This window comes from Bombilactobacillus bombi (assembly GCF_003522965.1).
In the GTDB taxonomy this organism is placed as follows: Bacteria; Bacillota; Bacilli; order Lactobacillales; family Lactobacillaceae; genus Bombilactobacillus; species Bombilactobacillus bombi.
The window spans coordinates 724180-750926 of sequence record NZ_CP031513.1 but is presented as its reverse complement, the minus strand read 5'-3'; the positions used below and the strand labels follow the sequence as shown (position 1 = coordinate 750926).

Genomic DNA, 26747 nt, shown 5'->3' with positions numbered 1-26747 from the left:
AAATTATGTTGGATAATACTGCGAGAAATTCTAATCAAACTGCTGTGGAAGTACCACAAAAAAAACAACAAGTAGATAATAATGTTCATCAAGCTATTCGAGTCAATAATCAAGCGGTCCCTTTTTCGAAATTGGAAAAAGTATTATTAGTCTGCATTGGTATTGCTACTCTTGTAATGATGATTTTTTTAGTTAATTTGCGCACAGTGAATGCACAGCAACAGCGGCAAATTCAAGATGTTGCTGCACAAACACAAGTTGTTATATCGAAAAATGTCACTTTACGACAAGAAATCAGTGAACTTAGTAGCTCCAGTCGGCTACTGCAAATTGCTAAAGATCACCATTTGACCTTACAAGCTAATAATATAAGGAATATTTCAAAATGAAGGATTCAAAAAAACAACGTTACATACTAAAAAAGGCAAGACGTGATCGAAGAATAATTGGATTATTCTTTCTTGGCGTAATTGCCTTATTTTTTGTTTATTTTATGGGACGATTTGCTTATATTGCTGTTAGTGGTCGAGTAGATAACGTTAATTTAACTCAAAGAACGACACGTAAATATCGACATCAAAAAACTTTGTGGGCACAACGGGGAACAATTTATGCTTATGATGGTTCTAAATTAGCCTATAGTGATAAGACTTATCTAGTTTTTGCTGTACTTGATAAAAAATATGTTGATAACAACAAAAAGCCCTTATATGTAACCGATAAAAAACGGGCGGCAAAGGTTTTAAGTCAATATATTTCATTAAGTGAAGAGCAAATTTATCGTACTTTAAGTTTAAAAAATAAATTCCAAGTTGAATTTGGTAGTCCGGGAACTAATTTGAGCTTAAATGTTAAAAAAGCTATTGAACAACATCATCTCACAGGAATTTATTTTTATTCGACACCTTCTCGCTCTTATCCTAATGGCAGCTTAGCTGCAAATACTATTGGCTTAGCTCAATCACAAACCGTAGGCAAACATCATCTTTTAAAGGGAACTATGGGTTTAGAACAATATTACGATCAGCAGTTACAAGGCAGTAATGGTTATGCTGTAAGATGGATTGATCCGCAAGGCTACAATTTGCCCCAAACTCATGAAAAAATCAAAAAGCCTCGTCAAGGAAAAAACATTTATACTACTTTAGATCCTAATTACCAATATTATTTGGAGCAGTTGGTAAGCCAAGTTGCTAATAAATATCATCCTCGGTCTATGCAAGCTTTTGTTACTAATCCCAAAACTGGAGATATTATTGCAATGACTCAGCGGCCAACGTTTGATCCAATTACTAAAGTAGGATTAAACAATTCTTGGCGGAATATTAATGTACAAGATCAATATGAACCAGGCTCAGTTATGAAAGTAATGACTTTAGCAGCTGCGATTGAATCTCATCATTATAATCCCAATCAATATTATCATTCAGGCTCAATTAATATCGGTGGATGTGTGGTAAAAGACTGGAATCTATCAGGATGGGGTGATATCCCATTAGAACAGGCTTTTGTACGTTCTAGTAATGTAGGAATGGTCTTTTTAGAGCAACAGATGGGAGCCAATACCTGGTTAGAGTATTTAAAAAAATTCCATATTGGACAAAAAACTGAAATTACTTTACCTGGAGAAGTGGCGGGTAATATTAATTTTCAGCATTTGTCTGATCAAGCAATCACGTCATTTGGACAAAGCGTTGATGTCACTGGTGTACAAATGATACAGGCTTTAGGGGCCATTGGTAATCAAGGTGTAATGATGAAGCCTCGGATTGTATCACAGATTGAAGATCCCAATACTGACTCTGTCAAAAAAATTAAAACTCAAAAAGTCGGTCAACCAGTGTCTGCAGCTACTGCCCAAAAAGTATTAAATGCGATGCGCGATGTTGTGCAGCAAAAATATGGTACAGGTACTGTTTATAAAATTGAAGGCCAAGATATTGCAGTGAAAACAGGGACTGCTCAAATTGCAAGTTCCAGTGGGGGATACTTAGCAGGTGGCAATAATTATATTTATTCTGTGGCTGGATTAGCTCCAGCAAGTAATCCTAAATATTTGGTTTATATTACAATGCAGCAACCACAAAATATGGATAAATCTGCTGAACAGATTTTAGCTGAAATTTTCAATCCAATGATGCAACGATTGCTCGGAACCGGTACAATAGAAAATGTTAAACCTAATACTTCTGCGATAACTTTGCCAGATGTCACGGGGAGTACTTTAGCACAAGCTCAAAAATCATTACAAAAGCAACAACTCAACATTGGAATAGCCGGAACTGGAAGTACTGTGGTTCAACAGTTACCAAGTGCCAATTCCAATATTTTACGAGGCCAAAGGGTAGTATTATTGACTAATGGTGCGATGACAATGCCCGATGTCACCGGGTGGTCTAAAAATGATTTGTTGAAGCTATCTGAGATTACTGGTAAAAAGATTGTTTTAAATGGTCGCGGCTACGCTGTTAAGCAAAATATTGCCCCAGGAGCAGTTTTAAATACAGTTAAACAAATTACAATTGAACTTAAGTAGGATAGGTGAGGTATTGAATAATGGAGAATCTAAAATTTTTATGGCCCTTAATAAGTAGCTTTGCAATAGTTATCATCTTAATGCCACTTTTTATTAAAATGATGGTCATCAATAAGGAAGGACAGCAAATTAGAGAAGAGGGGCCTTCATGGCAACAAAAGGCAAAGGCCGGAACCCCTACGATGGGTGGCTTGATTTTTTTAATTGCCATTTTAGCGACTAATATTTGGACTAGTTCTTTGGAGCAACTTTATACTACGTCCTTATTCTTAATTAGTTTGATGTTGCTATTATTTGGTTTAATTGGTTTTTTAGATGATTTTATTAAATTAAAGAAAAAAAGAAATTTAGGATTATATGCTTGGCAGAAATCGACTCTTCAATTACTTTTTGCAATAGTTTTTGTAGCGATATATTTTCATTATCAGTTACCGATTGATTTACAAATTGGACCGTTTATTTTACATTCAGCCATTATTTTTATTTTGTTTTTAATTTTTTGGATAGTTGGATTTTCTAATGCGGTTAATCTAACTGACGGCTTAGATGGGTTAGTTGCAGGCTTAAGTATTATTGCTTTTGCTACGTATGCTTATATTGCTTATAAGCAACAAAATATGGACATTCTTTTAGTATGTGTGAGTGTGATTGGCGCTATGATTGCCTTTTTGCTCTTTAATCATAAGCCAGCCAAAATTTTCATGGGAGACGTCGGTTCCTTGGCATTAGGTGCAACTTTAGCTGCCATCTCCATTTTATTGGGTAATCCATGGTCATTGATTTGGATTGGTATCGTATTTGTTCTTGAAACTGCCAGTGTTATTATTCAAGTAGCCGTTTTTAAAATAACTGGCAAACGAGTTTTTAAAATGTCTCCGATTCATCATCATTTTGAAATGTCCGGTTGGTCAGAATGGAAAGTCGTGGCAGTTTTTTGGATTGTAGGATTATTAGCAAGTATTAGTTATTTATTAATTTTTGTGGGATAGGAAGTAATTAAAAAATGAACTTAATTCCAAATTATCAAAATAAAAAAATTTTGATTGTTGGTTTAGCTAAAAGTGGCTTTTATGCAGCTAAGTTATTACATCAACTTGGAGCTCAAGTAATTGTTAATGATTATAAGAAACTAACTGCTGATAATCCACAAGTGCAAGAATTAAATAGTCTTAATATTAAAGTGATTACTGGCTCACACCCGTTATCTTTGTTGGACGACAATATTGATTTGATTGTTAAAAATCCGGGGATTTCATATGATAATCCATTAATTAAACAAGCGCAAATTAAGCACATTCCAATCATCACAGAACCAGAGTTAGCTTATGAAATTTCGGAGGCTCCTTTTATTTGTGTCACGGGAACCAATGGTAAGACCACCACAACGACGTTGATTCAACTAATTTTGGATTGCAATCGGTCGATTGGGCATGCTTATAAGGCAGGTAACATTGGGATTCCAGCAATTAAGGTAGCTCAACAAGCAACTAATAATGATGATATTGTCGTAGAAATGTCTAGTTTTCAATTAATGGGCATTACTCAATTACGTCCCCAAATTGCAGTATTGACGAATATTTATGAGGCTCATCTCGATTACCATAAAACACGAGCTAACTACATTAAAGCCAAAATGAATATCACTAAAAACCAAACACCTGCAGATTATTTTGTGGTCAATTTTGATCAGCAGGAGTGGCAAGAATTAGCAAAACAAACCAACGCGCAGGTTGTGCCTTTTTCACGTCTTAATAAGACTCAAGCTGGTGCTTATCAAAAAGGTAATTATTTATATTTTAAAAATGAAAAAATTATTTCTGTGGCCGACTTGGCTTTACCAGGACAACATAATATTGAAAATTATTTGGCTGCCATTGCAGTGGCTAAAATTTATGGTAAGTCGACTGCTGATATCTGTCAGATATTAACTACTTTTAAGGGTGTCAAACACCGCATGCAATTTGTTAAAAAATTAGCAGGACGAAGTATTTATAATGATTCTAAGGCTACAAATATAGAAGCCACAACGGTCGCTTTGCAATCTTTTACTCAACCAGTGGTTTTAATTGCAGGTGGATTAGATCGTGGTTTTACTTTTGATGAACTAATTGGTCCTATGAAAAATGTGAAAGCAATTGTTCTTTATGGAGAGACCAAAAAGTTAATGGCAGCAACCGCACAAAAAGCTCATATTTCAACAATTAAGTTAGTTGACAACTTAGATGAAGCTGTGCCTTTAGCTTGGTCATTAACTAGCCCAGGTGATATCTTATTATTATCACCAGCAGCAGCTAGTTGGGATCAGTTCAAGACCTTTGAAGAACGTGGAGATCGATTCTTAAGCGACATTGAAAAATTAGGTGAATGAGAATGAAAATTATTGTATCAGGTGGTGGCACTGGGGGCCATATTTATCCAGCTCTTGCCTTAATTAAACGTCTACAACAACGAGAGTTATTAGATGATGTTTTATACGTGGGCACTAAATCTGGGTTAGAAGAACGGATTATAGAGCGTGAACACATTGCTTTTCAGGCTATTAAAATTCAGGGATTTAAACGAAAATTAAGCTGGAATACTGTACAAACACTGTATTTGTTTATAAATAGTATCAAAAAATCCAAACAAATAATTCGTGATTTTCAACCGGATGTGGTAGTAGGTACTGGTGGTTATGTTTCGAGTTCCGTAGTTTTTGCGGCTCATTTGTTAAAAGTACCAACTGTAATTCATGAACAAAATTCTGTAGCTGGTTTAACTAATAAATTTTTAGGACATTTTGTAGATAAAATTGCTTATGCATTTACTGATGTAAAAGATCAATTTAGTGAAAAAAAGAAATTGGTTTTCACTGGTAATCCACGTGCACAAGAAGTGGCAGATTTAAAACCCAATTTGCGTCTAGCTGACTTTGGTTTACAACCCCAAGTCCCAACCGTTATGATCTTCGGCGGCAGTCGTGGTGCTGCTCCTATTAATAAGACGACAATTGCCTCTTTGACAGAATTTTCTCGCAGGTCGTATCAAGTATTATTTGTTACCGGCCGAGTGCATTATGAAAATGTTCAAAAGCAAATTAAGACGATTCAATTAGGAAATAATGTTAAAATTGTTCCATATATTGATGATATGCCAACAATTTTACCGGATATGGCTTTGGTGGTCGGCCGAAGTGGTGCTACATCAATTGCAGAGCTTACAGCTTTAGGTGTCCCCAGTGTATTTATTCCAAGTCCTTATGTTACTCATGATCATCAAACTAAAAATGCACAGTCATTAGTTAAAAATCAGGCTGCTTTGATGATTCCTGAAGAAAAATTAACAAGTGCAAAATTGTTGCAGACAGTCGATCAAATTTTATCAGACAGTAAATTACAGACAAAATTGGCTACGAATTCACGCAAACTAGGTGTACCTGATGCCAGTGACCGCTTAATTACAGTTTTAGAAAACCTAATTAAAACAATGAAGTGAGACTTATGGCCCGTAAAAAACGAAATAATTTGATTTTTATCGATAATGGGTATAAACATCCTGTTAAAAAACGACGTCATCGACGGAATATTTTTCAGAAAATTTCTTTCAAAAGTTATTTTATGCTTTTATTACTCGTTTTGATTGTCAGTATAGGTTATGTATTTTCTCCTTTGGGTCATGTAAGTCAAATCTCTGTTAAAGGCACCAATTATATTGGAGCTCAGCAAATTATTGATGCTTCAAAAATCAGCAATGATTCTTTAGTGGTGCAGACGTTGTTTCAAAAAAGAACTATTTGTCGACAAATAAAACGACAAGTACCGTTAGTCAAAAAAGTGGATTATCATTATGATAATTTAAATCATTTAAAAATTACGGTTCAAGAATATCAAACCGTCGGTTTTCTTTTAAAAAAGGATGGCTATTACCGTATTTTAGAAAATAGTCAAATATTACATTCGAAGTTGCAACAGCCCATCGGAAATTTTCCGATTTATCAAGATTTTGGGTCAAAAACATCACTGCAAAGATTTGTACAATTGTATTTGCATTTGTCACTCAAATTGCGTAATGATATTTCTGAAATTCACGGTGAATCTAAGAACCAGACAAAACATCCTTATCGGGTAATGCTTTATATGAATGATGGAAATATTATTATCGGTGATATTCGTACATTAAAAAGCAAATTACGTTATTATCCAGAAATTGCACATCAAATGCAGACTAAAGGAATTGTGAATTTAGAAGTAGGAGCATATTCTCGACCTTTTCCGAAGAAAAATTAAGATGAGTAATTTTTTAACTATAGTTTTTGTGGTATCATTTAAATGGTAAGATTGAATTTACTGTACCAAAGCATTTCAGGGGGATCGCTTGATGGATGATTCAATGATAATAGTAAGTTTAGATATTGGTACAACTGCTATGAAAGTTGTTGTTGCCAGTGTATCTAAAGGGCAAATAAGTGTAATAGGTATTGGCAGTTCACATGCGCAAGGCATGAATCGGGGAGTTATTGTCGATATTGATAAGGCTTCCGAGGCAATAAGAGAAGCTGTCAAAAAAGCGGCCTCACAGTCTAATACTGAAGTTCATGATGTTGTTGTTAGTTTACCAGCTAATGGTGTACAAATTTTTCCATGCCAGGGTGCCATTGCGATAAACGATCAGACCAAAGAAATTGATAACGACGATGTGCAGCAAGTTATGTCAGCAGCTTTAGTACAGACTTTGCCCGCAGAACAAGAATACGTAGCTTTAATTCCTAATGATTTTAGTGTAGATGGTTTTAAAAATATTAAAGATCCGCGGGGAATGATTGGTTCGCGTTTAGAATTTAATGGAATTTTGTACTCATTACCTAAGTCAATAGTGCATAATGTGTTTAAAGCAGTTGAACGTGCAGGATTACATGTTGTTCACGAAGTTCTAGCACCTGCAGCCTTAAGTCAAGTTGCCCTCAATGATGGTGAGAAAAACTTTGGTGCAATAATTATTGATTTAGGAGGAGGTCAAAGTACAGCTTCAGTGATTCATGATCGAAAGCTTAAATTCTCGACGGTTGATACCGAAGGTGGCAATCTCGTTGTTCATGATATTTCAGTGGTTTTAAATACTACTTTAAATAATGCAGCTAAATTACAACGTTATTATGGCACAGTGGATACTAAGTCTGCTTCTAACGTAGAAGAATTTCCCGTTGAAGTGGTGGGACAAGATGAACCACAAGCGGTAACTAGTGAATATTTGTCGGAAATTATTGCAGCACGTATGCAACAAATTTTTAGTCGTTTACAAAAAAAATTAGATAGCGTCAAAGCTTTTGAATTGCCAGGAGGAGTAATTATTACTGGTGGTTTGGCGGAAATGGACGGGGTTGATAGGTTAGCTCAAAAAATTTTCGGAGTAAAGGTGAAAGTTTTTGTTCCTAAACAAATGGGACTACGTCATCCTGCATTTACTGAAAGTTTAGGCTTAGTATCATATGCTCAAAGCTTAAATGAATTGGACATTTTGGCTCATGAGGTTATTCGTCAACGAAAATCAACTAATTATAGCGATGATACTCATTTTATATCACAAAATGAAAACCAAACATCTAAAAGTTATGATAGTAGTTCGAAGACAACGTCGACGCCAATGGGAGAAAAATTTAAGAATTTTTGGAAAAAATTCTTTGATTAAATTGATGAATGAGCAGTTAAAGCAGGAGGATTTAATTAATGGATAACGCAACAGAAAATACAAAAGCAAAAATCAAAGTAATTGGCGTTGGCGGTGCTGGCGGTAATGCTGTAAATCGAATGGTTGAGGAAAATATTAAGGGCGTTGAATTTATTGCTGCTAATACTGATATGCAAGCATTGGATTTATCCCAAGCAGATACTCGTTTACAATTAGGACCCAAGTTAACCCGTGGTTTAGGCGCTGGTTCTAATCCTGATGTTGGTCAAAAAGCAGCTGAAGAAAGCGAAGATGTTATATCTGATTTGTTAAAAGAATCAGATATGATTTTTATTACTGCAGGTATGGGTGGTGGTACTGGTACTGGTGCCGCTCCAGTTATTGCCCGAGTTGCTAAGGATTCCGGTGCCCTAACAGTTGGTGTGGTTACACGTCCCTTTATGTTTGAAGGCCCTAAACGAGCTAAATTTGCTGATAAGGGTATTGAAGAGTTAAAACAACATGTTGATACCTTGGTAGTAATTGCTAACAATCGCTTACTGGAGATTGTTGATAAAAAGACACCTATGAAAGAAGCATTACATGTGGCAGATGATGTTCTGCGCCAAGGTGTACAAGGTATTTCTGATTTAATTACTTCACCGGGATTTGTTAACTTGGATTTTGCAGATATTAAAACAGTAATGTCTGATCAAGGCTCAGCTTTGATGGGAATTGGGGCTGCTAACGGTGAAAATCGCATTGTAGAAGCTACTAAAAAAGCCATTTCTTCGCCATTATTAGAAGTTTCGATTGATGGTGCTAAACAAGTATTGTTGAATATTACTGGTGGGCCAGATTTGTCTTTGTTTGAGGCCAATGAAGCTGCTAACGTTGTTTCTCAAGCTACTAGTGAAGATGTTAATATTATCTTTGGTACATCAATGGATGACAATTTAGGTGATGAAGTGCGGGTAACTGTAATTGCAACGGGAATTGATGAAGATCAACCAATTTCTGGCAAAGTGGCTCCTGCTAAACCAGTAGCTGATGAAAAAGGTAAATCTCAAAGTAAAACTGATGATAATCCTTGGGGAGTTGGCAGTAATTCCAAAAGCAACAGTTCATTAGGCAGTAACTCTTCTAGCAGCTTTGATATTTTTAATCAGTCTGAAGCTCTTAATAGTGATAATGATGATGAAGATTCAATGCCGCCATTCTTGAAACATCATCCTAAAAGATAGGAGGAAGAGATTATGGCTTTTGATAAGTTAGCTAATTTCTTTGGTATGAATGATGATGAATATGTTGGTGAAGAAGAAGACGTTTCTGATAATGAAGTGCGAAGAAACAACGTTGTATCTTTGCAGCCAAATAATCATGAACGTAGTGAAATTCGAGTAGTTGAACCTAGAAGATATTCAGATGCTAAGGAAATTGCTAAAGATTTGCTGAATAATCGGGCAGTATTGGTGAATCTGAAAAATGTTAATGAAGAGCAAATGCGGCGCATTACTGATTTTTTAACAGGAACTGTGTTTGCAATTAATGGTGATATTAGACGGGTCGATCAAAATGTTTTTTTGTATACACCAACAAATTTTCAGATTGATAATGATACGGATAATTTCACAGAATAAATGGAGAATTAACTAAGTGGCAAATGTAATTAATGGGCTTCCAATTATTTTAATAGATTTGATTGATCTTTATAAATGGATAATTATTATTTATTGTTTTATGAGTTGGTTGCCAGGAGCAGCCACTTCCAAGTTAGGAGTGTTCATTGGAAGAATGGTTGATCCATTTTTAGGAATTTTTGATCGATTTATCCCACCAATTTTGGGTATTAGTTTTTCGCCAATTTTTGCTTTTATCGTGTTAGACTTACTTGCTCGCTTTATTGGCATGATATTTTAGTTTGGAGGCTGCAATTGCAAGTAACAGCAACTCATATAACTCAGCAGGTTGTGGCAATGGTGCGCTATGTCAGTAAATACTATTCTTTTAAGTTAAGTCCATTTTTGAATCCTTATGAATTGGCAATTGCTCAAAATGTAATTGCGCAACAGCCTGAAGCTTTTGGGTTAAACGTTTCTCATTTTGGTGGGTATCTTCATGCTGAAAGACAACGCTTATTACTAGCACCTGATTATTTAGTAACTGATTATCAAGATTTTGACTTACAGTTATTTGAAATTATTTTTAATCAAAAGTTTGTCCGATTACAACATTATCAAATATTGGGCAAATTAGCGCATTTAGGACTAGATCGCAATCTTTTTGGAGATATTATTACGGATGGCCAAAGATGGCAATTTATAGCAGAATACCAATTTCAGGATCTCATTAGGCAAGAAGTCACACAAATTGGTAATAGTAAAGTCACTATAAAATTGCAACCGCTAGATCAACTTTTAACAATTAAAAATGATTTTACTAATGAAACAATTGCTTGCGGTTCATTGCGATTAGATGCAGTCATAGCAGCGGCCTTTCACCAGTCACGAAAAAATGCTAAGGATTTAATAAATTCTGGTCATGTATTTTTAAACTGGGAACACGAACGGCGCAGTGATTATCTTCTGACAGTAGGGGATTCAGTTAGTTGTCGTGGCTGGGGACGTTTGACAATATTAGATTTTTTGGGACAAACTCCCACTAATAAATATAAATTATATTTAAAGATATTTCGCCATTAATGGAGGTTATGAGGATGGTTTTGACACCAAAAGAAATTCAGGAAAAAAGTTTTGGCTCACAATTGCGTGGTTATGATAAAGAAGAGGTAGATCAATTTTTAAATCAAATTATTAAAGATTATAATGCTGAAATTAGTAAAAATCAGCAATTAACCCATGACTTAAAAGAGGCACAAACCCAGATTTCATATTTTAATGAATTACAAAATACTGTGAATGAAGCAATTATTGTGGCCCAAAATGCAGCTGATCAAGTTAAAAATCAAGCTGATGTTCAAGCTAATTCTTTAATGACGCAGACGCGATTGAATACTGAGCGGATGGTCAATGAAGCAATTAAAAAAGCACGCCAAATCGTGCAGGAAGCAGAACAAGAAGCTCAATCGATTATTGAACAGAGAAATCAAATCAATCAAGGTGTGCATCGTGACTACCAAAATCTGCAAAAAGTAATTAAATCTCAACAAGAATTGGTTAACTCAGTTCCATGGAAAGAGTTAATTAATGGTGGCGAAGAGAAAATTATGCAAAAAATTCAAGCTGAATGCCAAAGTTATTTGACACGGTTAAATCAATTTGCCGATAAAGTAAAATTAGAAGATGATGATTTGGTTATTAAAAATTCATCTGAAAAAAAGATTGACAATACACCCGAAAATAGTGATAATCAAAGTAATCACACTAAATTAGAAAAATAAGAACACTTTTAATCCTTTTAGCGAGTTGGAGAGTGGTGAAAGTCCAATAAGGCTCTAAAAAGTGTTTATCGCTTTCTAATAATTTTAATAGTGGTAGTCTACTGTTTTTTTGGGTGGTATAACGAGTAATTCGTCCTAATAGGGGCGTTTTTTTTATTTTAGGAGGTATATGCTTGTGAGGATTAAAGAAACTTTAAATGTTGGAAAAACGGACTTTCCAATGCGAGGCAATTTGCCTAAAAAAGAACCTGAATGGCAACAAGAATGGGAAGATAAGCAATTATATCAACGACGTCAAGCTTTGAATAAAGATTTACCAACTTTTATTCTTCATGACGGCCCTCCATTCGCAAATGGTAATATTCATATGGGCCACGCTTTAAATAAAATTAGTAAAGATATTATTACTCGTTCAAAATCAATGATGGGTTATCGAGCTCCCTTTGTCCCTGGATGGGATACTCATGGATTGCCAATTGAACAGCAATTAGCTAAGCAAGGTATTAAACGTAAAGAAATGAACACCGTTGAATATCGTAAATTATGCTATGATTATGCAATGCATGAAATTGATAAACAAAGGACTGATTTTAAACGCCTAGGTGTAGCGGCTGATTGGGAAAATCCATATATTACGTTATTACCGCAATACGAAGCAGAAGAAATTAAAGTTTTCGCTAAAATGGTTAATCGGGGCTTAATTTATCGTGGCAAAAAGCCTGTTTATTGGTCTCCTTCTTCAGAATCTACTTTAGCTGAAGCAGAAGTCGAATATAAAGATATCAAATCACCTTCCTTATATGTAGCTTTTCCAATTAAAGATGGAAAAGGACTTGTGGGTGAGGATGCTTCCTTTATTATTTGGACTACTACGCCTTGGACGTTACCTGCTAATGAGGCTATTTGTGTTAATCCACGGTTTGATTATTCCTTAATTGAAGCTGATGGTAAAAAATATGTCATTGCAAGTGAGCGTTTAGAGTTCTTAGCTCAAACCTTCAATTGGTCCCAATATCAAGTTATAAAAACCTTTAAAGGTAAAGATATGGAATACATGGTAGGACAGCATCCATTTTACGATCGTGATTCATTGGTTATTTTAGGTAATCATGTTACGTTAGATGATGGTACTGGCTTAGTCCATACGGCACCTGGTTTAGGTAATGATGACTTTAATGTTGGACAAAAATATAACTTGGAAGTTTTATCTCCAGTTGATGATCAAGGCTGTTTAACTGATGAAGCACCGGGATTTGCAGGTTTATTTTATGAAGATGCTAACAAAAAAGTTACAGAAACTTTAAAGAATAAGGGTTTAATGCTAAAATTAGACTTCTTTACTCATAGTTATCCTCATGATTGGCGAACCAAAAAACCAGTTATTTTCCGCTCAACACCACAATGGTTTGCTTCAATTGATCCAATTCGTCAGGAAATTTTAGACCAAATTGAACAACTAACCTTTAAACCTGCTTGGGGTAAAACTCGACTTTATAATATGATTAAAGATCGTGGTGATTGGGTCATTTCTCGGCAACGTGTTTGGGGAGTACCAATGCCAATCTTCTATGCAGAAGATGGTACTCCTATCATGACTCAAGAAACTATTCTGCATGTTGCAGATTTATTTGCAGAATATGGTTCTAATGTTTGGTTTGAAAAAGATGCTAAGGAATTATTACCGGCTGGTTTCTCTCATCTTGGTAGTCCAAATGGTAAATTTACTAAAGAAACAGATATTTTAGATGTTTGGTTTGATTCAGGTTCTTCACATCAAGGAGCTCTTCAAGCCCGCAGTGATTTGAGTTTTCCATCAGATATGTATTTGGAAGGTTCGGATCAGTATCGTGGCTGGTTTAATTCTAGTCTCATTACATCAGTAGCAGTTAATGGGGTAGCACCATACCGCCAAATTTTATCACAAGGTTTTACTTTAGATGCTAAAGGTCATAAAATGAGTAAATCTTTAGGAAATGTGATTGTGCCTAGTGATATTGAACGTCAATTTGGAGCTGAAATCATTCGTTTATGGGTTTCTTCTGTCGATACTAGCTCTGATGTCCCAGTATCAGTCGATGCGTTTAAACAAGTCTCTGATGCTTATCGTAAAATCCGAAATACTCTCAGATTTATGTTAGCTAATACCGCTGATTTTGATCCTGAAAAAGACCAAGTTGATTTTCAAAATTTGCGTTCGGTAGATCAATTTATGATGGTCAAATTAGACCTTCTAATTGCTCAAATTGAACAAGCTTATGATAATTTTGATTTTGCAAGTATTTATAAAAAAATCATTAGCTTTTTGAGTAATGATATGTCGGCTTTTTATTTAGATTTTGCTAAAGATGTTGTTTATATCGATGCTGCTGATGCTTTAAGCCGGCGGCAAATGCAAACGGTCATGTATGCTGTAACAGTGGCACTGACAAAATTGTTAACACCAATTCTACCGCATACAATGGAACAAGTTTGGCAACAATTAAAAGAGCCAGAAGATTATGTCCAATTAACATCAATGCCTAAAGTGCAAAATTATCCACAAGCTGACCAAATTATGAATCAATGGCAAGAATTTATGGATTTACGGGACAATATTCTAAAATCATTAGAAGAAGCTCGTGATGCAAAACTAATTGGTAAATCACTAGAAGCAGCAGTAACTATTTATCCTAAACCAGAATTAAAACAATTACTAGAAGCTTTAGACACTAATATCGGTCAATTATTAATTGTTTCACAATTTAGTATTAGTAATCATGAACTAGATGATGCTGATCAATATGATAATGTCCAAGTCAAAGTGGCACATGCACAAGGCGAAGTTTGTCAACGGTGTTGGATGACTAAAGAAGATGTTGGTACAGATGCAGAGTTACCAATGCTTTGTGCACGATGTGCGCAAATTATTCGGGACAATTATCCACAAGCTTTAAGTGAAGGATTAGAGAAGTAGGTGTAATTTATGCTTAAAGGTACAGTTTCACGATTTGATGAACACAAAGGCGTTGGTGAAATTGTAAGTGAAATTCAAGAACCAATCTTTGTTCATTTTTCGGCTATTCAAGGCAACGGATTTCGTTCTCTCAAAGCCGGACAGCCAGTTGAATTTGAAATTGCTAATGGTTTTAAAGGACCTCAAGCAATTAATGTTCAAGTACAAGAATCATAAGGTGTTTAGTAATTTAAAAGAGCTGGAAAATTTCCAGCTCTTTTTTCGATTAATAATAATTATTCTTCAATGCCATAAGGGAAAATTTTTAATCCATCAGAACTTAAAAAGGCTAAATAAATATCTTGAGTTTTGTAACCTTGCTTTTTAAGTTGTTCCATGACCCAATCTTCATCGTGATGAGTATAATTTAAAGCTAAGGTATCAATTTCTCCATCCATAATGATCGGAAATTGAGCTTTTAAATCTTTTTTGCTAGTAAAAGTAATTTGCCCATTTTCTTCCCAAACAGCTTTATCGATATCATCTAAGTCATTAATTCCAGCTTGTCGCAATTTAAACGCTAAATCATGCGCTGAAAGCCCATTTTGCGTTGCTTTATTCGAAAGGACTTTTCCGTTAGAAATAATAATTGAAGGTTTACCATCAATAAATTTTTTTATCCAACTATTATGATTAGTTAAAAATTTGGTTGTAAATACTACTAAAGTCCAAATGAGAAGTACGATAAAAAATTGCAAAAGGGTAATGGACGTATTGTAAATAACCCCTCCAATAATGCCACCTAAGACAAAGTTTTGCATTTGATCAATGACATTACTGGGAGCCAGATTAGATTTACCAAGTAAGTTAATTTGAATGACCATTGCAAAAAAGCCCATTAAAAATTTCAAAAAAGTTTGCCAATAAAATGTCATATGTTACTCCTATTTAATTAAATTTATTTTATGATTAGTTAAATGTGCAGGGTGCAATTGATAACTGGAATTGTCAGAATTCAATTCTACTTCATAAACAGAATTCTTCATTTTAATTAACATTCCGTCTTTGAGATCTGTCGAGTTAGAATAGATACTATTAACACTAACGTGGTGTTCAGCAGCCATTTGTTTAATTAAATTGGCTACTTGGCCATTATTAGCACGACTGTTTTTGTTTTGCGTCCATTGATCATATTGAATAGTCATGGTTAATAGTAAGCATAATATAGTAATAATTGTCAATTCGCGATATTTTCCATCATCACGGTGGCGCAAAAATAAAAATAAAGTTATGATAGTAACAACGACCAGTACAAAGACAATTGACCAAATAATGGCATTGACTCGACTGGGCTGACGAGTTAAAAACTGATAAGTATAAAAATTAGTCATTTGTAGCCTCCAATATACTATAATTACACTATGTATTATATCATTAAAAAAATACTGACAGCAGCATATTTTATGGAGAAAAGTATGGAATTAAGCGAAAAATTGTTAACAAAAAAACGTTTATTTACTGGAAAAATCATTAATTTGGATTTAGAAGAGGTTTGCTTACCCAATGGACAGCATGCCCAAAGAGAAATAGTTCACCATCATGGTGCCGTGGGAATTATGGCATTAATTGATAATCAACTATTATTAGTTAAGCAATGGCGTGAACCCATGCAAAGATTAACGTTAGAAATACCAGCAGGTAAAATTGAACCAGGACAACAAAATCTGGAAGCTGAAGCTTTACGAGAATTGAATGAAGAAACTGGATATCAGTGTGATTCTTTAAAAAAATTAGGTGGCTTTTATTCTTCACCTGGTTTTACAGATGAATATTTAACTTTGTTTTACGCACCACAGTTAGAAAAAGCAACTCATAAGCGGCCTTTAGATGATGATGAATTTTTAAATCTTCAACTTTTGACTTGGGAAAAAGCACAAGAGCAAATTGCTGCTGGCTTAATTTGTGATGCCAAAACATTAATGGCTATTTTAATTTGGCAAAATTTACGTCTGCAGGAGCAATGTCATGGATAACGATAATCAAAGTGAAACTACTTATCGTCGATCCAATAATTTGGTAAATCAGCCAGAAGATAAATCAAAGCACTTGCAACATCGTTTAGATAAAGCTATTTTAATAGTTGTGGTTTTAATTATTATTACGTATTTAATTTTATTTTTTGTTTAGGAGATTTTATTAATGAGAATTGCTGTAATTGTTGCGATGGAAGAAGAAATAGGCTTATTGAAAAAATCAATGTCTAATGCTGCAGTAGATAAGGTAGCAGGGATTAATATTAATACCGGAACTTATCAAGGACACCAGTTATTTGTAGCCCAAAGTGAAATTGGTAAAGTGCAGGCTGGGATGGTATCTACCATTTTGTGTGATCATTACTTGCCCGATGTCTTAATTAATACAGGTTCGGCAGCAGGTATTGGAGCTGACTTAAGTATTGGCGATGTTGTCATTTCTTCAAAAGTTGCATATCACGATGTAGATGTTACTTCTTCAGGATATGAGTGGGGCCAATTACCGCAACGTCCACTTTATTTTGAAAGTGACAAAAAATTAATTGCTCAAATTGTGGAAGCCGGTGATATTGTTAATCAACAAAGCCATGTGGGGTTAATTGTTTCAGGTGATCAATTTATTAATGGAGAAGAACAAGTTGCTCAAATTTTACAGCATTTTCCGGAAGCTTTGTCAGTAGAAATGGAAGGAGCCGCAGTTGGTCAAGTAGCAACACAATTTAAAGTTCCTTTTGTAGTTATTCGTGCAATGAGTGATGTGGGCAATGAAGAAGCTAGTGTTTCATTTGATGAATTTGTACGCGATGCTGGTGAACGTTCAGTTCAAATGTTATTAAACTTTATGGATAATAATTAATAAGTTTTCAAGGAGCGATTATTTTTGAAACATGTATATTTAGATAATGCTGCTACGACACCAATGACTGCGGAAGTAATCGCAAAAATGACAGCCACAATGCAAGATACTTTTGGCAATGCATCTACACCCAATTATTTTGGACGTCAAGCCCGTAGTGTTTTAGATCAGTCACGGTTAGAAATTGCGCGTAGCATTAATGCGAAACCAGCAGAAATTATTTTTACTAGTGGCGGCACCGAAGGCGATAATACAGCGATTATTTCCACTGCCTTAGCTCGTTGTAACTTAGGGAAGCACATTATTACAACAGCAATTGAACATGAAGCTGTTTTGAAATCTATGCAATATTTAGAAACTTTAGGTTTTGAAATAACTTATTTACCGGTTAATGAACACGGAATGATTAATTTAGCCGATATTAAAGCAGCACTTCGTGCAGACACCATTTTAGTTTCTATTATGATGGTGAATAATGAAGTCGGAACTATCAACCCAATTAAGGCAATTGGCAGTTTATTGAAAAATCATCAGGCTATTTTCCATACAGATGCTGTTCAAGCTTACGGTAGTCAAGAAATTGATGTTCAAGACTTACAAGTTGATTTATTAACAACATCAGCCCACAAATTAAATGGTCCTAAAATGATGGGCTTTTTATACGAACGCGATGGTTTGAATTTACCACCTTTTATTCGAGGGGGAGATCAAGAAACCAAGCGACGTGCTGGTACCGAAAACATCCCAGCAATTGCTGGCTTTGCTGAGGCAGTAAGATTAAATAATCAAGTTGCTAAATCGCAAAACAACGCACGTCTGCAATCATATAAAGAGTTATTACTCACCACTTTAAAGAATAATAATGTTAATTTTAAAGTTAATGGTCCTGAAATTAGCCATAGTGCACCTAATATTATAAACTTATGGCTGCCAGGATTTGAAACTTCAATTCTACAGATAAAATTAGATCTAGCTGGTTTTATTATATCAGGAGGATCTGCTTGTACAGCCGGTAGTCTGGAACCTTCGCATGTTTTACAGGCAATGTTTGGCTCTGATTGCCAACGGGTTCATGAGTCTATCAGGATAAGTTTCAACAAATTAAATCAAGAAGATGATATACTCAATTTTGCGCAAGCATTAACACAAATAACCAAAAACTAATTTGGGAGGTGAAAATATGGCAACAACGGCAACAGTTCTGGGCGATAACCATCGTTATCAAATTAATCCTAAAATTAAGGTGTATTCGTTAACAGATGTAGGTTTTCAACAAACAAAATTGGGCAATTTTCACTTAGAACAGCCAATTAGCGGCAATTCCCCTTATGTTGAAAGTTATAAATTGAAAATTAAAATTATGCAAAATTTAAAAGATTTGCGAATAGATACAACAGATAATAGCGGCATGCATGTGATTAACATTTTTAAATTAAAAGATAACCAAGAAGTAATTGAACAATATAACTATGCAATTAAGAATTTACTTGATAGAGAGATATTAACAATAGTCTAAAGAAAAGGTGAGTTTTGTGGTAAAAAAGCGCGTAGTGGTCGGTATGAGTGGTGGCGTTGATTCATCAGTTTCGGCCTTATTATTAAAGCAGCAGGGTTATGATGTTATTGGTCTTTTTATGAAAAATTGGGATGATACTGATGATTCTGGAGTTTGTACAGCTACAGAAGATTATGAAGATGTTGCTAAAGTAGCCCAACAAATAGGAATTCCCTATTATTCAGTCAATTTTGAAAAAGAATATTGGAATCGAGTTTTTGAATACTTCTTGGATGAATATAAAAAGGGTCGTACACCTAACCCTGATGTTATGTGTAATAAAGAAATTAAGTTTAAAGCTTTTTTGGATTATGCTTTAAAACTCGATGCTGACTATATTGCAATGGGTCATTATGCTCAAATTCGTCGTGATGATTCTGGTTTAGTTCATTTATTGCGGGGCGCTGATCCTAATAAAGATCAAACTTACTTTTTGAGCACTGTTAGTCAAGAACAACTGCAAAAGGCAATTTTTCCAATTGGTAATTTACAAAAGTCACAAGTGCGTCAAATTGCAGAACAAGCTGGTTTAGCAACTGCTAAAAAGAAGGATTCTACGGGCGTTTGCTTTATTGGTGAGCGTAATTTCCGCAAATTTTTAAGCGAGTTTTTACCAGCTCAACCTGGTAAAATGCTAACTCCTGATGGCACAGAGATGGGAACACATGCTGGATTAATGTATTATACGATAGGTCAGCGTTCTGGTCTAGGATTGGGTGGCAATAGCCATTCTAATGATCCTTGGTTTGTAGTAGGCAAGGATATGGAACATAATATATTGTATGTTGATCAAGGATTTGATAATCCATTGTTGTATGCTACGGATTTGGATGCTACAGATGCAACTTTTGCTGTTCCGATGGATGATTATGGTTCAACTTTTCATTGCACAGCAAAATTTCGCTATCGCCAAAAAGATACTGGTGTAACAGTTACTTTGCTAGATAATGGTCAAGTTCATGTACACTTTGATGAGCCTGTTCGGGCAATTACTCCTGGCCAAGAGGTGGTATTTTATGATGGTGATGAGTGTTTAGGCGGTGCTACCATTGATGCAGCTTATAGTAATGAGCGGCAGTTACAATATGTTTAAAATTCAAATTTTTGACTGTGAATCAATTATTGATCACAGTTTTTTTGTGTATAAAACAAATAGTGGCACTTCTTGAATAATTATTACAAATCAACGATAATAAGAACATCTAAGTAGGAGTAAAATATAATGACAAGATTTTATTTTGTGCGCCATGGTAAAACATTTTGGAATTTAGAAGGACGTTATCAAGGAGCCAGTGGGGATTCACCACTATTACCTGAAAGCTACCGGGATATCAAGCTTTTAGCGCAAGCTTTAGTTGATAAAAAAATTGATCACATATATTCTAGCCCAATTAAACGGGCATATTTAACAGCTAAAACACTTGATGAAGCTTTAGGTGGCCAGATACCACTTTCAACTAGTTCAAATTTAAAAGAATTTGATTTAGGTATTATGGAAGGTCAAAAGTTTACCGACATGGAAAAAAAATACCCGCAAGAAGTCTGGGCTTTTAGAAATGATCCTAGTAAATATGATGCAACAGTTATTAAAGGTGAGAGCTTTGCAGCTGTAATTAAACGTACAACTAGTTTTATCCGTGGATTAGCGCAAGCACAAACTGCTAGTTCAAAGACTTTTATTATCGTAAGTCATGGTGCGGCATCAGTAGCTATGATTCAAAGTTTACTAAATGTACCTTTAGCTAAAGTACGTCAAAATGGAGGTTTAGCTAATACTAGTTTAACAACAGTTGACACCCATGATCATGGTCAAACTTTTGAACTCATTAAATGGAATGATACTAGTTTTTTAAAACGGAAAACTGATAAAACAGATACAATATAGTGGTGATTAATAAATGGAAAAACAAGCAGAAAAACTATATCAACAAGGAGATAAGCAAGCGGCAGTTAAGCTGCTTGCACAAAAACTCCAGCAAGATATGTCACATGCGGATTGGTTTTTGCAATTATCAGGATACTTAACAGCTGGTGGTGATTTTGAACAAGCAGAAGAATTATTGGTAAAAGCCAAGCAACTTTTTCCGGAAACTCAAGAAATAGATTACAATTTAGCGGTAATTTATTTTGAAGCAGGTAAGTTAGCAGAATCTCAAAAGATGTTGCAAAATATTACCGATTCCACATTAGTATCGGATGTTTATTATTTAATGGCACAACAATCATTACAGCAAAAACAATTGCCACAAGCATTAATGTATGCTCTAACAGCTTATGATAAAAATCCTCAGTTAGAAGATAATAGCCTGTTAGTAGGCGATATTTGCTTGCAATTAAAGGAATTTAAGAGGGCTCAAGAATATTATCAAAAAGCCGTAAAAATAAAACCATCAGCAATGGTGTTATTTAAGCTAGCCTTAACAGAGATGGTTCTGGGGAAAAAGTCATTTCAACAGCATTTTGCCGAATCCCAGCGGATAGATCCTCAATATTTTCAGCAACATCAGCAACAATTAGCTGACATTGAACGTTATCTCAAATTACAAACAAAGGAAGATAAGTAATTGACGAATGATTATGTAGTTGGAAAATTGAAAGCTGTTTTCTTTGAAAAACCAGAAGATTATTTCAAAATTATGATGATTGATGTCCAAGAAACTTCTTTTGATTGGAAAGATCATGAAATTGTTGTTACGGGTAACTTTGATGAGTTAGATGAAGAACAACAATATAAATTCTGGGGTCAAAAAGTTAAACATCCGAAATATGGTCAGCAATTTAAATGTGATCATTATCAAAAAAACAATCCAACTGATCGTAAAAGTTTAATTGCTTATTTTTCTAGTACCAGTTTCCCGGGTATAGGTATTAAAACTGCTAAAAAAATTGTTGATCTGTTAGGTGATAATGCAATAGAAGTTATCTTGACTGATCCTAAGGCCGTAGATCAATTACCATTGAATGCCGCCAAAAAACAAATTTTAATTGAGCAAATTACAGCAACTTATCAATCAGAAGAGGTGATTTTACAGTTAAATCGATTAGGATTCGGGAATAAACTAGCATTTAAAATTTATCATGAATATGGTGGTGAAACACTATCTACATTACAGCAAAATCCCTATCAATTAATTCATGATATTCGAGGTATTGGATTTAAGCGTGCTGATAATTTGGCAGCTCGCTTTAATTTACCTTTTGATTATCCGCAAAGAATTGAAGCAGGACTTCTACAAACTTTAAATCTATTGATTAATGCTACTGGAAATACTTATGTTGAAAAAACAGAGTTACAGCAAGAAACCTTGCGAATGCTTAATGAAAGCCGCCCAGAAAATATTAATCAAGATCAGCTATTAGTTGGTTTAACTAGCTTAATTGATAAGGGTCAGATTAAGTATGATAATGAATGTTATTTTCCAAGATACTTATATGATGATGAATGGCTTATTGCACAGCAATTAAAAGTTATTGATAAAAGCTTTGAAGCACCTAATTTTTCGTTGACACAAGTACAAGCAGTTTTACAAAAAATTGAAAAAAAATTGCATATTACTTATGATCAAAATCAATTAGAAGCTATTTTTCAAGGACTAAACAGCTCAATTTTATTGCTGACTGGTGGACCAGGTACAGGGAAAACGACAATTATTAACGGCTTGGTGGCAGCATTTGCAAAATTGCATGATTATTCATTAGATATCGATGATTATCAAGATGAGCCGTTTCCTATCCGCTTAGCCGCACCTACAGGAAGAGCAGCTAAACATTTATTTGAAAGTACTGGCTTGGCGGCCAGTACAATTCATCGCTTATTAGGATTAACTGGTCAAGAAGATTTGTCTAAAGTGGAATTAGATTATATTCCAGGTAAATTATTAATTATTGATGAAACTTCTATGGTTGATACGGAATTATTTAAGTTATTAGTGTCAGTTATTCCTTCAGGTATGCAGATTATTTTAGTGGGTGACCAAGACCAATTACCTTCTGTAGGTCCAGGACAAGTTTTTTCAGATTTGATAGCTAGTCAAGCCTTTAATACTGTTAAGCTAGACAAAATTTATCGTCAAAGTGAAGATTCAACAATTATTACTTTAGCTCATGAAGTCAATGATGGCACAATTAAGGAGAATCTCTTTAATAATTTTCCGGATCGGAGTTTTATTGAATGTAATGCACAGCAAGTAGGTAATGTCTTACAACAAATTGTAGTTAAAAGCCAGGCCAAGGGCTTTAGTTGGAATAAATTACAAGTACTAGCGCCTATGTATCGTGGCCCAGCAGGAATTGATAAATTAAATCAAATCCTGCAAAATACATTGAATCCTAAAAATGAACGGACAAAAACAGTAACTTTAGGAGATACGGAATATCGGATTAGTGACAAAATTGTACATCTAGTTAATAATGTGGAAGCCAATGTTTTTAATGGTGAAATCGGTAAAATTGTCGGTATCACTTTAGCCAAAGATTTACCTGTTTCTGAAAAGGGGCAGGGAGATTTAATTCATTTAGATTTTGATGGGCAACAAGTTGACTATCATAAATCAGATTTAGGAAATATTGCTTTGGCATATTGTACCTCAATTCACAAAGCTCAAGGTAGTGAATTTGATTTAGTTATTGTGGTTTTAGTTAATCAGCATTCGCGAATGCTGAAAAGAAACTTGCTGTATACAGCAATTACGCGCGCTAAATCAAAGTTGATTATGCTGGGAAATCGTCAAGCCTATGAAAATGCCATAAATGATAATTCTGGTTTGCGCAATACAATGTTACAAGCTAGAATACAAAATATTTTTGATATAAAAAAAGAGCCATCTGTTAGCCAGACTGCTCTAAAAAAGGATGATTGTATTTTAACATTAGAAGATATTCGTCAAAATACTATTGATCCTTTGATTGGTATGGACAATGTTACTCCACAAGATTTTATGAAAACTGGCGATGAATTTTAGAGCCAAAATTGCTGATTTGTTGTAGAAAAATGTAAATTGAAATTTTTTTTACCCAAATCTTCACCATCCATTTGACCATATTGTTGTGGACTAGTCTGAAGATCAAAGCGATGCAATTGATAATGATGAATTAGAGGACTTTGTAAATGCTCACCATTGGTAAAAATTTTATAAGCTAGGTTAGCAACTTGCAATGGAGATAATTGCTTAGACATAATAATATCAAGATTATTTTCGTAAGGATTGGCTGTTGGCAAGATTGGAACACCACTGCCAATAAAGGGATGATTAGTTACTATACAAGCAATAATTTGGTCAAACACCAGATGTTGTTGTCCAATTGTGATATCCACGTTAAAAGGCTTTTGTTTTAAGCCCTTATTGATTTGCGATAAATAGATTAATTTACTGAGATGAAGGTGATTAAAAACTGTCTTCAAAGTTGATTGATTAGCAAAATGGACCATTTTAGCATCTAGACCAATTCCAATATTATTAATAAAAAAGTAAGTTTTGCCGTTGAGATTGGCTTTACCTAAGTTAACATTTTTAGGAATCACTGCAGTTATGATACGTTGTAAAATTTCAATTTCATGATGCTGAGGTAATTTTAAGCCATTTGCAAAATCATTACCGGAACCAGCGGGAATATAAGCTAAGGCAGTTTGTGGATAGTTAGAGTATTTAACACCATTGATAGCTTGGTTTAAAGTGCCATCACCACCCATAACTAAGGGAATGCTATCATTAAGTTCCTGGTTATTAAGTAATTCGCAGACTAAATCTTGAGCACCATTACCAGGAGTTGTACAAATACGATAATTGATATTATGCTTGTTGAGATATTTAGTTACAACTTTTAAACTATGGCGTGAACGACCGCTAGCGGCATGTTGATTAATAATAATAGTAAAAGATGGATATTTATTCATGTTTTTCTCCATGTAAGATTGATTAAAGGAAAAGCTTATCTGTATTAGTATATAACAAAATTAATTATTTCCAAATAATAATTTGTTTAAAATTATCTAGAATATTAACTCTTACTGATATTTTATGAGGAGCGGTCAATATTTGATAAATAAAACCCCCACCATTTATGAATGGTGGGGGACATTGTTATGCATTAAACTTTAGCAGAAATAAATATCGGTAAAATAACTGGATGGCGCTCAGTTTTTCGATATAAAAATTCTTGTAAATCGTCAATAATACTACGTTTAAGTGTATTTTCAGAATTTTTATCAGGTTTTTTATTAGATTCTTGATCAAGATAGCTTTTAATTACATGAAAAGCACGCTTTTGTGCTTGATTAATTAAATCACTTGATTCACGCATATAAACAAAACCTCGAGACAAAATATCGGGACCAGATAAAACTAGTCCTTTGTGATAATCGATTGTAGCTACAACAATTACCAATCCCTCTTCAGAAAGTATTTGCCGATCATGAATAACAACATTACTGATATCATCAATTCCATTACTATCAATATACACATCACCGGCAGGCACATGGCCAGCTTTACGAGCACTGTTGGCAGTTAGAGCCAAGACATCACCGTTATTGAAAATAAAAGTATTTTCTTTAGGTACGCCACAAAGTTGCGCTAATCCAGTGTGAATTTTTAACATCCGATACTCACCATGAATAGGCATAAAATATTTTGGCTGGATTAATCTTAGCATCAATTTTTGTTCTTCTTGGCCACCATGTCCAGATGCATGAATATTATTAATTTTGCCGTGAATAACATTTGCACCCGCTTCTTCTAAATCATTAATTAAATGATTAACGCTAATGGTGTTACCTGGAATTGGGTTAGAAGAAAAAATAACTGTATCACCTGGCTGAATAGCTATTTGACGGTGGGTTCCATTCGCTATGCGACTTAAGGCAGCCATTGGTTCACCTTGGGATCCTGTGCATAATAATAAAACTTTATTTGCTGGCAACTTATTGATTTCAGCAGCATCAACAATTTCACTATCTGGAATATCTAAATAACCTAACTCGCGACCATTGGTGATTGTTTGCTCCATACTGCGGCCAAAAACAGCTACTTTACGTCCGCTTTGCATAGCGGCATCTATGGCTTGTGATACACGATATAGATTAGATGCAAAAGTTGCAAATATTATACGGCCATCAATTCGCTCCACAATTTGATGGATTGTATTACCAACAAATCTTTCTGATTTTGAAAATGTTGGTATTTCTGCATTTGTACTATCTGATAATAATAATAATACCCCTTGCGACCCCAGTTTAGCCATTTTTTGCAGATTGGGAGCAGGTTGATTACCTACAGGAGTAAAATCAAATTTATAATCACCTGTTTGGACAATCACACCTTGTGGTGTATGCACTGCAATTCCTAAAGTGTCAGGTATTGAATGGGTGGTTCTAAAAAATTCAACGCTCAAATATTTGAACTTCACAACATCACTTTCGTTGAGAACATGTAGTTCTGTGGAATTGAGTAATCCACGTTCTTCCAATTTTCCTTTAATCAGTGCCGTTGCTAGTGGTCCAGCATAAATGGGAATATTAGGTAATTTTTGAAGTAAAAAGGGGATACCGCCAATATGATCTTCATGACCATGAGTAATGAATAATCCCTTAATACGTTCTTGATTTTGAATTAAATATTGATAATCAGAAATCACATAATCAATACCTAACAATTCATCTTCAGGAAATTTTATTCCTGCATCCACAATGATTAATTCATCTTGATATTGGATGACATACATATTTTTGCCGATTTCACCGAGACCACCAATTGCAAAAACAGCAACTTCATCTTTTTTAATGTTGATAGTCATT

The 26747-nt window shown here is 34.6% G+C and carries 27 protein-coding genes; 23 read left to right on the top strand and 4 right to left on the bottom strand.

Annotated features, from left to right (window positions below; all coding sequences use genetic code 11):
* The first annotated feature begins 5 nt into the window (after window positions 1-5).
* From ftsL to DS830_RS03800, 14 genes are all read left to right on the top strand, one after another.
* Window positions 6-389, top strand: coding sequence for a cell division protein FtsL (gene ftsL / locus DS830_RS03865; RefSeq protein ID WP_118902109.1), 384 nt, complete (start codon window positions 6-8; stop codon window positions 387-389).
* Window positions 386-2536 (top strand): penicillin-binding protein, encoded by a 2151-nt coding sequence (locus tag DS830_RS03860; protein WP_118908314.1) that lies wholly within the window; start codon window positions 386-388, stop codon window positions 2534-2536. The genes ftsL and DS830_RS03860 overlap by 4 nt, the downstream gene beginning before the upstream one ends.
* A gap of 20 nt (window positions 2537-2556) precedes the next feature.
* Window positions 2557-3525, top strand: coding sequence for a phospho-N-acetylmuramoyl-pentapeptide-transferase (gene mraY / locus DS830_RS03855; protein WP_118902103.1), 969 nt, complete (start codon window positions 2557-2559; stop codon window positions 3523-3525).
* 14 nt (window positions 3526-3539) lie between these two features.
* Window positions 3540-4904: a UDP-N-acetylmuramoyl-L-alanine--D-glutamate ligase gene (murD, locus tag DS830_RS03850; protein ID WP_118908313.1), complete on the top strand. Its 1365-nt coding sequence runs from the start codon at window positions 3540-3542 to the stop codon at window positions 4902-4904.
* A 2-nt stretch (window positions 4905-4906) separates the two neighbouring features.
* Window positions 4907-6010: an undecaprenyldiphospho-muramoylpentapeptide beta-N-acetylglucosaminyltransferase gene (murG, locus tag DS830_RS03845; protein ID WP_118902097.1), complete on the top strand. Its 1104-nt coding sequence runs from the start codon at window positions 4907-4909 to the stop codon at window positions 6008-6010.
* Between the two features lie 5 nt (window positions 6011-6015).
* Window positions 6016-6801, top strand: a complete 786-nt coding sequence (locus DS830_RS03840; protein ID WP_118908312.1) for a cell division protein FtsQ/DivIB — start codon at window positions 6016-6018, stop codon at window positions 6799-6801.
* A gap of 91 nt (window positions 6802-6892) precedes the next feature.
* Complete coding sequence (gene ftsA, locus DS830_RS03835; protein ID WP_118908311.1) at window positions 6893-8200, top strand: cell division protein FtsA; 1308 nt, start codon at window positions 6893-6895, stop codon at window positions 8198-8200.
* A 38-nt stretch (window positions 8201-8238) separates the two neighbouring features.
* On the top strand, window positions 8239-9423 hold the full coding sequence (ftsZ, locus tag DS830_RS03830; protein WP_118908310.1) for a cell division protein FtsZ: 1185 nt from the start codon (window positions 8239-8241) through the stop codon (window positions 9421-9423).
* A 12-nt stretch (window positions 9424-9435) separates the two neighbouring features.
* The gene (locus DS830_RS03825) at window positions 9436-9819 is read left to right on the top strand and encodes a cell division protein SepF (protein ID WP_118902087.1); all 384 of its coding nucleotides are present in this window, start codon (window positions 9436-9438) and stop codon (window positions 9817-9819) included.
* Between the two features lie 16 nt (window positions 9820-9835).
* The gene (locus DS830_RS03820) at window positions 9836-10099 is read left to right on the top strand and encodes a YggT family protein (RefSeq protein ID WP_240366833.1); all 264 of its coding nucleotides are present in this window, start codon (window positions 9836-9838) and stop codon (window positions 10097-10099) included.
* Between the two features lie 14 nt (window positions 10100-10113).
* Entirely contained in the window at window positions 10114-10881 is a 768-nt protein-coding gene (locus tag DS830_RS03815) for a YlmH family RNA-binding protein (protein WP_118902084.1), read from the top strand.
* Window positions 10882-10895: 14 nt separating this feature from the next.
* A complete protein-coding gene (locus DS830_RS03810) occupies window positions 10896-11579 on the top strand; it encodes a DivIVA domain-containing protein (RefSeq protein WP_162887505.1) in 684 nt (227 codons plus the stop codon).
* Window positions 11580-11754: 175 nt separating this feature from the next.
* A complete protein-coding gene (gene ileS / locus DS830_RS03805; protein ID WP_118908309.1) occupies window positions 11755-14532 on the top strand; it encodes an isoleucine--tRNA ligase in 2778 nt (925 codons plus the stop codon).
* 9 nt (window positions 14533-14541) lie between these two features.
* Window positions 14542-14748, top strand: coding sequence for a cold-shock protein (locus DS830_RS03800; RefSeq protein WP_118908308.1), 207 nt, complete (start codon window positions 14542-14544; stop codon window positions 14746-14748).
* Window positions 14749-14807: 59 nt separating this feature from the next.
* Here DS830_RS03800 and DS830_RS03795 read toward each other — a convergent pair whose 3' ends face one another.
* Together DS830_RS03795 and DS830_RS03790 are read right to left on the bottom strand one after the other, a co-directional pair.
* A complete protein-coding gene (locus tag DS830_RS03795) occupies window positions 14808-15446 on the bottom strand; it encodes a DUF421 domain-containing protein (protein ID WP_118902072.1) in 639 nt (212 codons plus the stop codon).
* A gap of 9 nt (window positions 15447-15455) precedes the next feature.
* Entirely contained in the window at window positions 15456-15902 is a 447-nt protein-coding gene (locus tag DS830_RS03790; RefSeq protein WP_118908307.1) for a DUF3290 domain-containing protein, read from the bottom strand.
* Between the two features lie 84 nt (window positions 15903-15986).
* Between DS830_RS03790 and DS830_RS03785 the strand changes: the two genes are divergently transcribed.
* From DS830_RS03785 to recD2, 9 genes are all read left to right on the top strand, one after another.
* A complete protein-coding gene (locus DS830_RS03785) occupies window positions 15987-16544 on the top strand; it encodes an NUDIX hydrolase (RefSeq protein WP_118908306.1) in 558 nt (185 codons plus the stop codon).
* Window positions 16537-16698, top strand: coding sequence for a hypothetical protein (locus DS830_RS08860; RefSeq protein ID WP_162887504.1), 162 nt, complete (start codon window positions 16537-16539; stop codon window positions 16696-16698). Before DS830_RS03785 ends, DS830_RS08860 begins: the two co-directional genes overlap by 8 nt.
* 12 nt (window positions 16699-16710) lie before the next feature.
* On the top strand, window positions 16711-17400 hold the full coding sequence (locus tag DS830_RS03780; protein ID WP_118908305.1) for a 5'-methylthioadenosine/adenosylhomocysteine nucleosidase: 690 nt from the start codon (window positions 16711-16713) through the stop codon (window positions 17398-17400).
* 24 nt (window positions 17401-17424) lie between these two features.
* The gene (locus DS830_RS03775) at window positions 17425-18564 is read left to right on the top strand and encodes a cysteine desulfurase family protein (RefSeq protein WP_118908304.1); all 1140 of its coding nucleotides are present in this window, start codon (window positions 17425-17427) and stop codon (window positions 18562-18564) included.
* A 16-nt stretch (window positions 18565-18580) separates the two neighbouring features.
* Window positions 18581-18916 (top strand): cysteine desulfurase, encoded by a 336-nt coding sequence (locus DS830_RS03770; protein WP_118908303.1) that lies wholly within the window; start codon window positions 18581-18583, stop codon window positions 18914-18916.
* 7 nt (window positions 18917-18923) lie between these two features.
* Window positions 18924-20048 (top strand): tRNA 2-thiouridine(34) synthase MnmA, encoded by a 1125-nt coding sequence (gene mnmA, locus DS830_RS03765; protein WP_338024778.1) that lies wholly within the window; start codon window positions 18924-18926, stop codon window positions 20046-20048.
* Window positions 20049-20177: 129 nt separating this feature from the next.
* The gene (locus DS830_RS03760; RefSeq protein WP_118902054.1) at window positions 20178-20840 is read left to right on the top strand and encodes a histidine phosphatase family protein; all 663 of its coding nucleotides are present in this window, start codon (window positions 20178-20180) and stop codon (window positions 20838-20840) included.
* 13 nt (window positions 20841-20853) lie between these two features.
* Entirely contained in the window at window positions 20854-21519 is a 666-nt protein-coding gene (locus DS830_RS03755) for a tetratricopeptide repeat protein (protein ID WP_118908302.1), read from the top strand.
* Window positions 21520-23916 (top strand): SF1B family DNA helicase RecD2, encoded by a 2397-nt coding sequence (gene recD2, locus DS830_RS03750; protein WP_118908301.1) that lies wholly within the window; start codon window positions 21520-21522, stop codon window positions 23914-23916.
* Here recD2 and DS830_RS03745 read toward each other — a convergent pair.
* A complete protein-coding gene (locus tag DS830_RS03745; protein WP_162887503.1) occupies window positions 23913-24848 on the bottom strand; it encodes a diacylglycerol/lipid kinase family protein in 936 nt (311 codons plus the stop codon). The two genes, recD2 and DS830_RS03745, sit on opposite strands and share 4 nt — an antisense overlap.
* 194 nt (window positions 24849-25042) lie before the next feature.
* Window positions 25043-26746 (bottom strand): ribonuclease J1, encoded by a 1704-nt coding sequence (rnjA, locus tag DS830_RS03740; protein ID WP_118902043.1) that lies wholly within the window; start codon window positions 26744-26746, stop codon window positions 25043-25045.
* Window position 26747 lies beyond the last annotated feature (1 nt).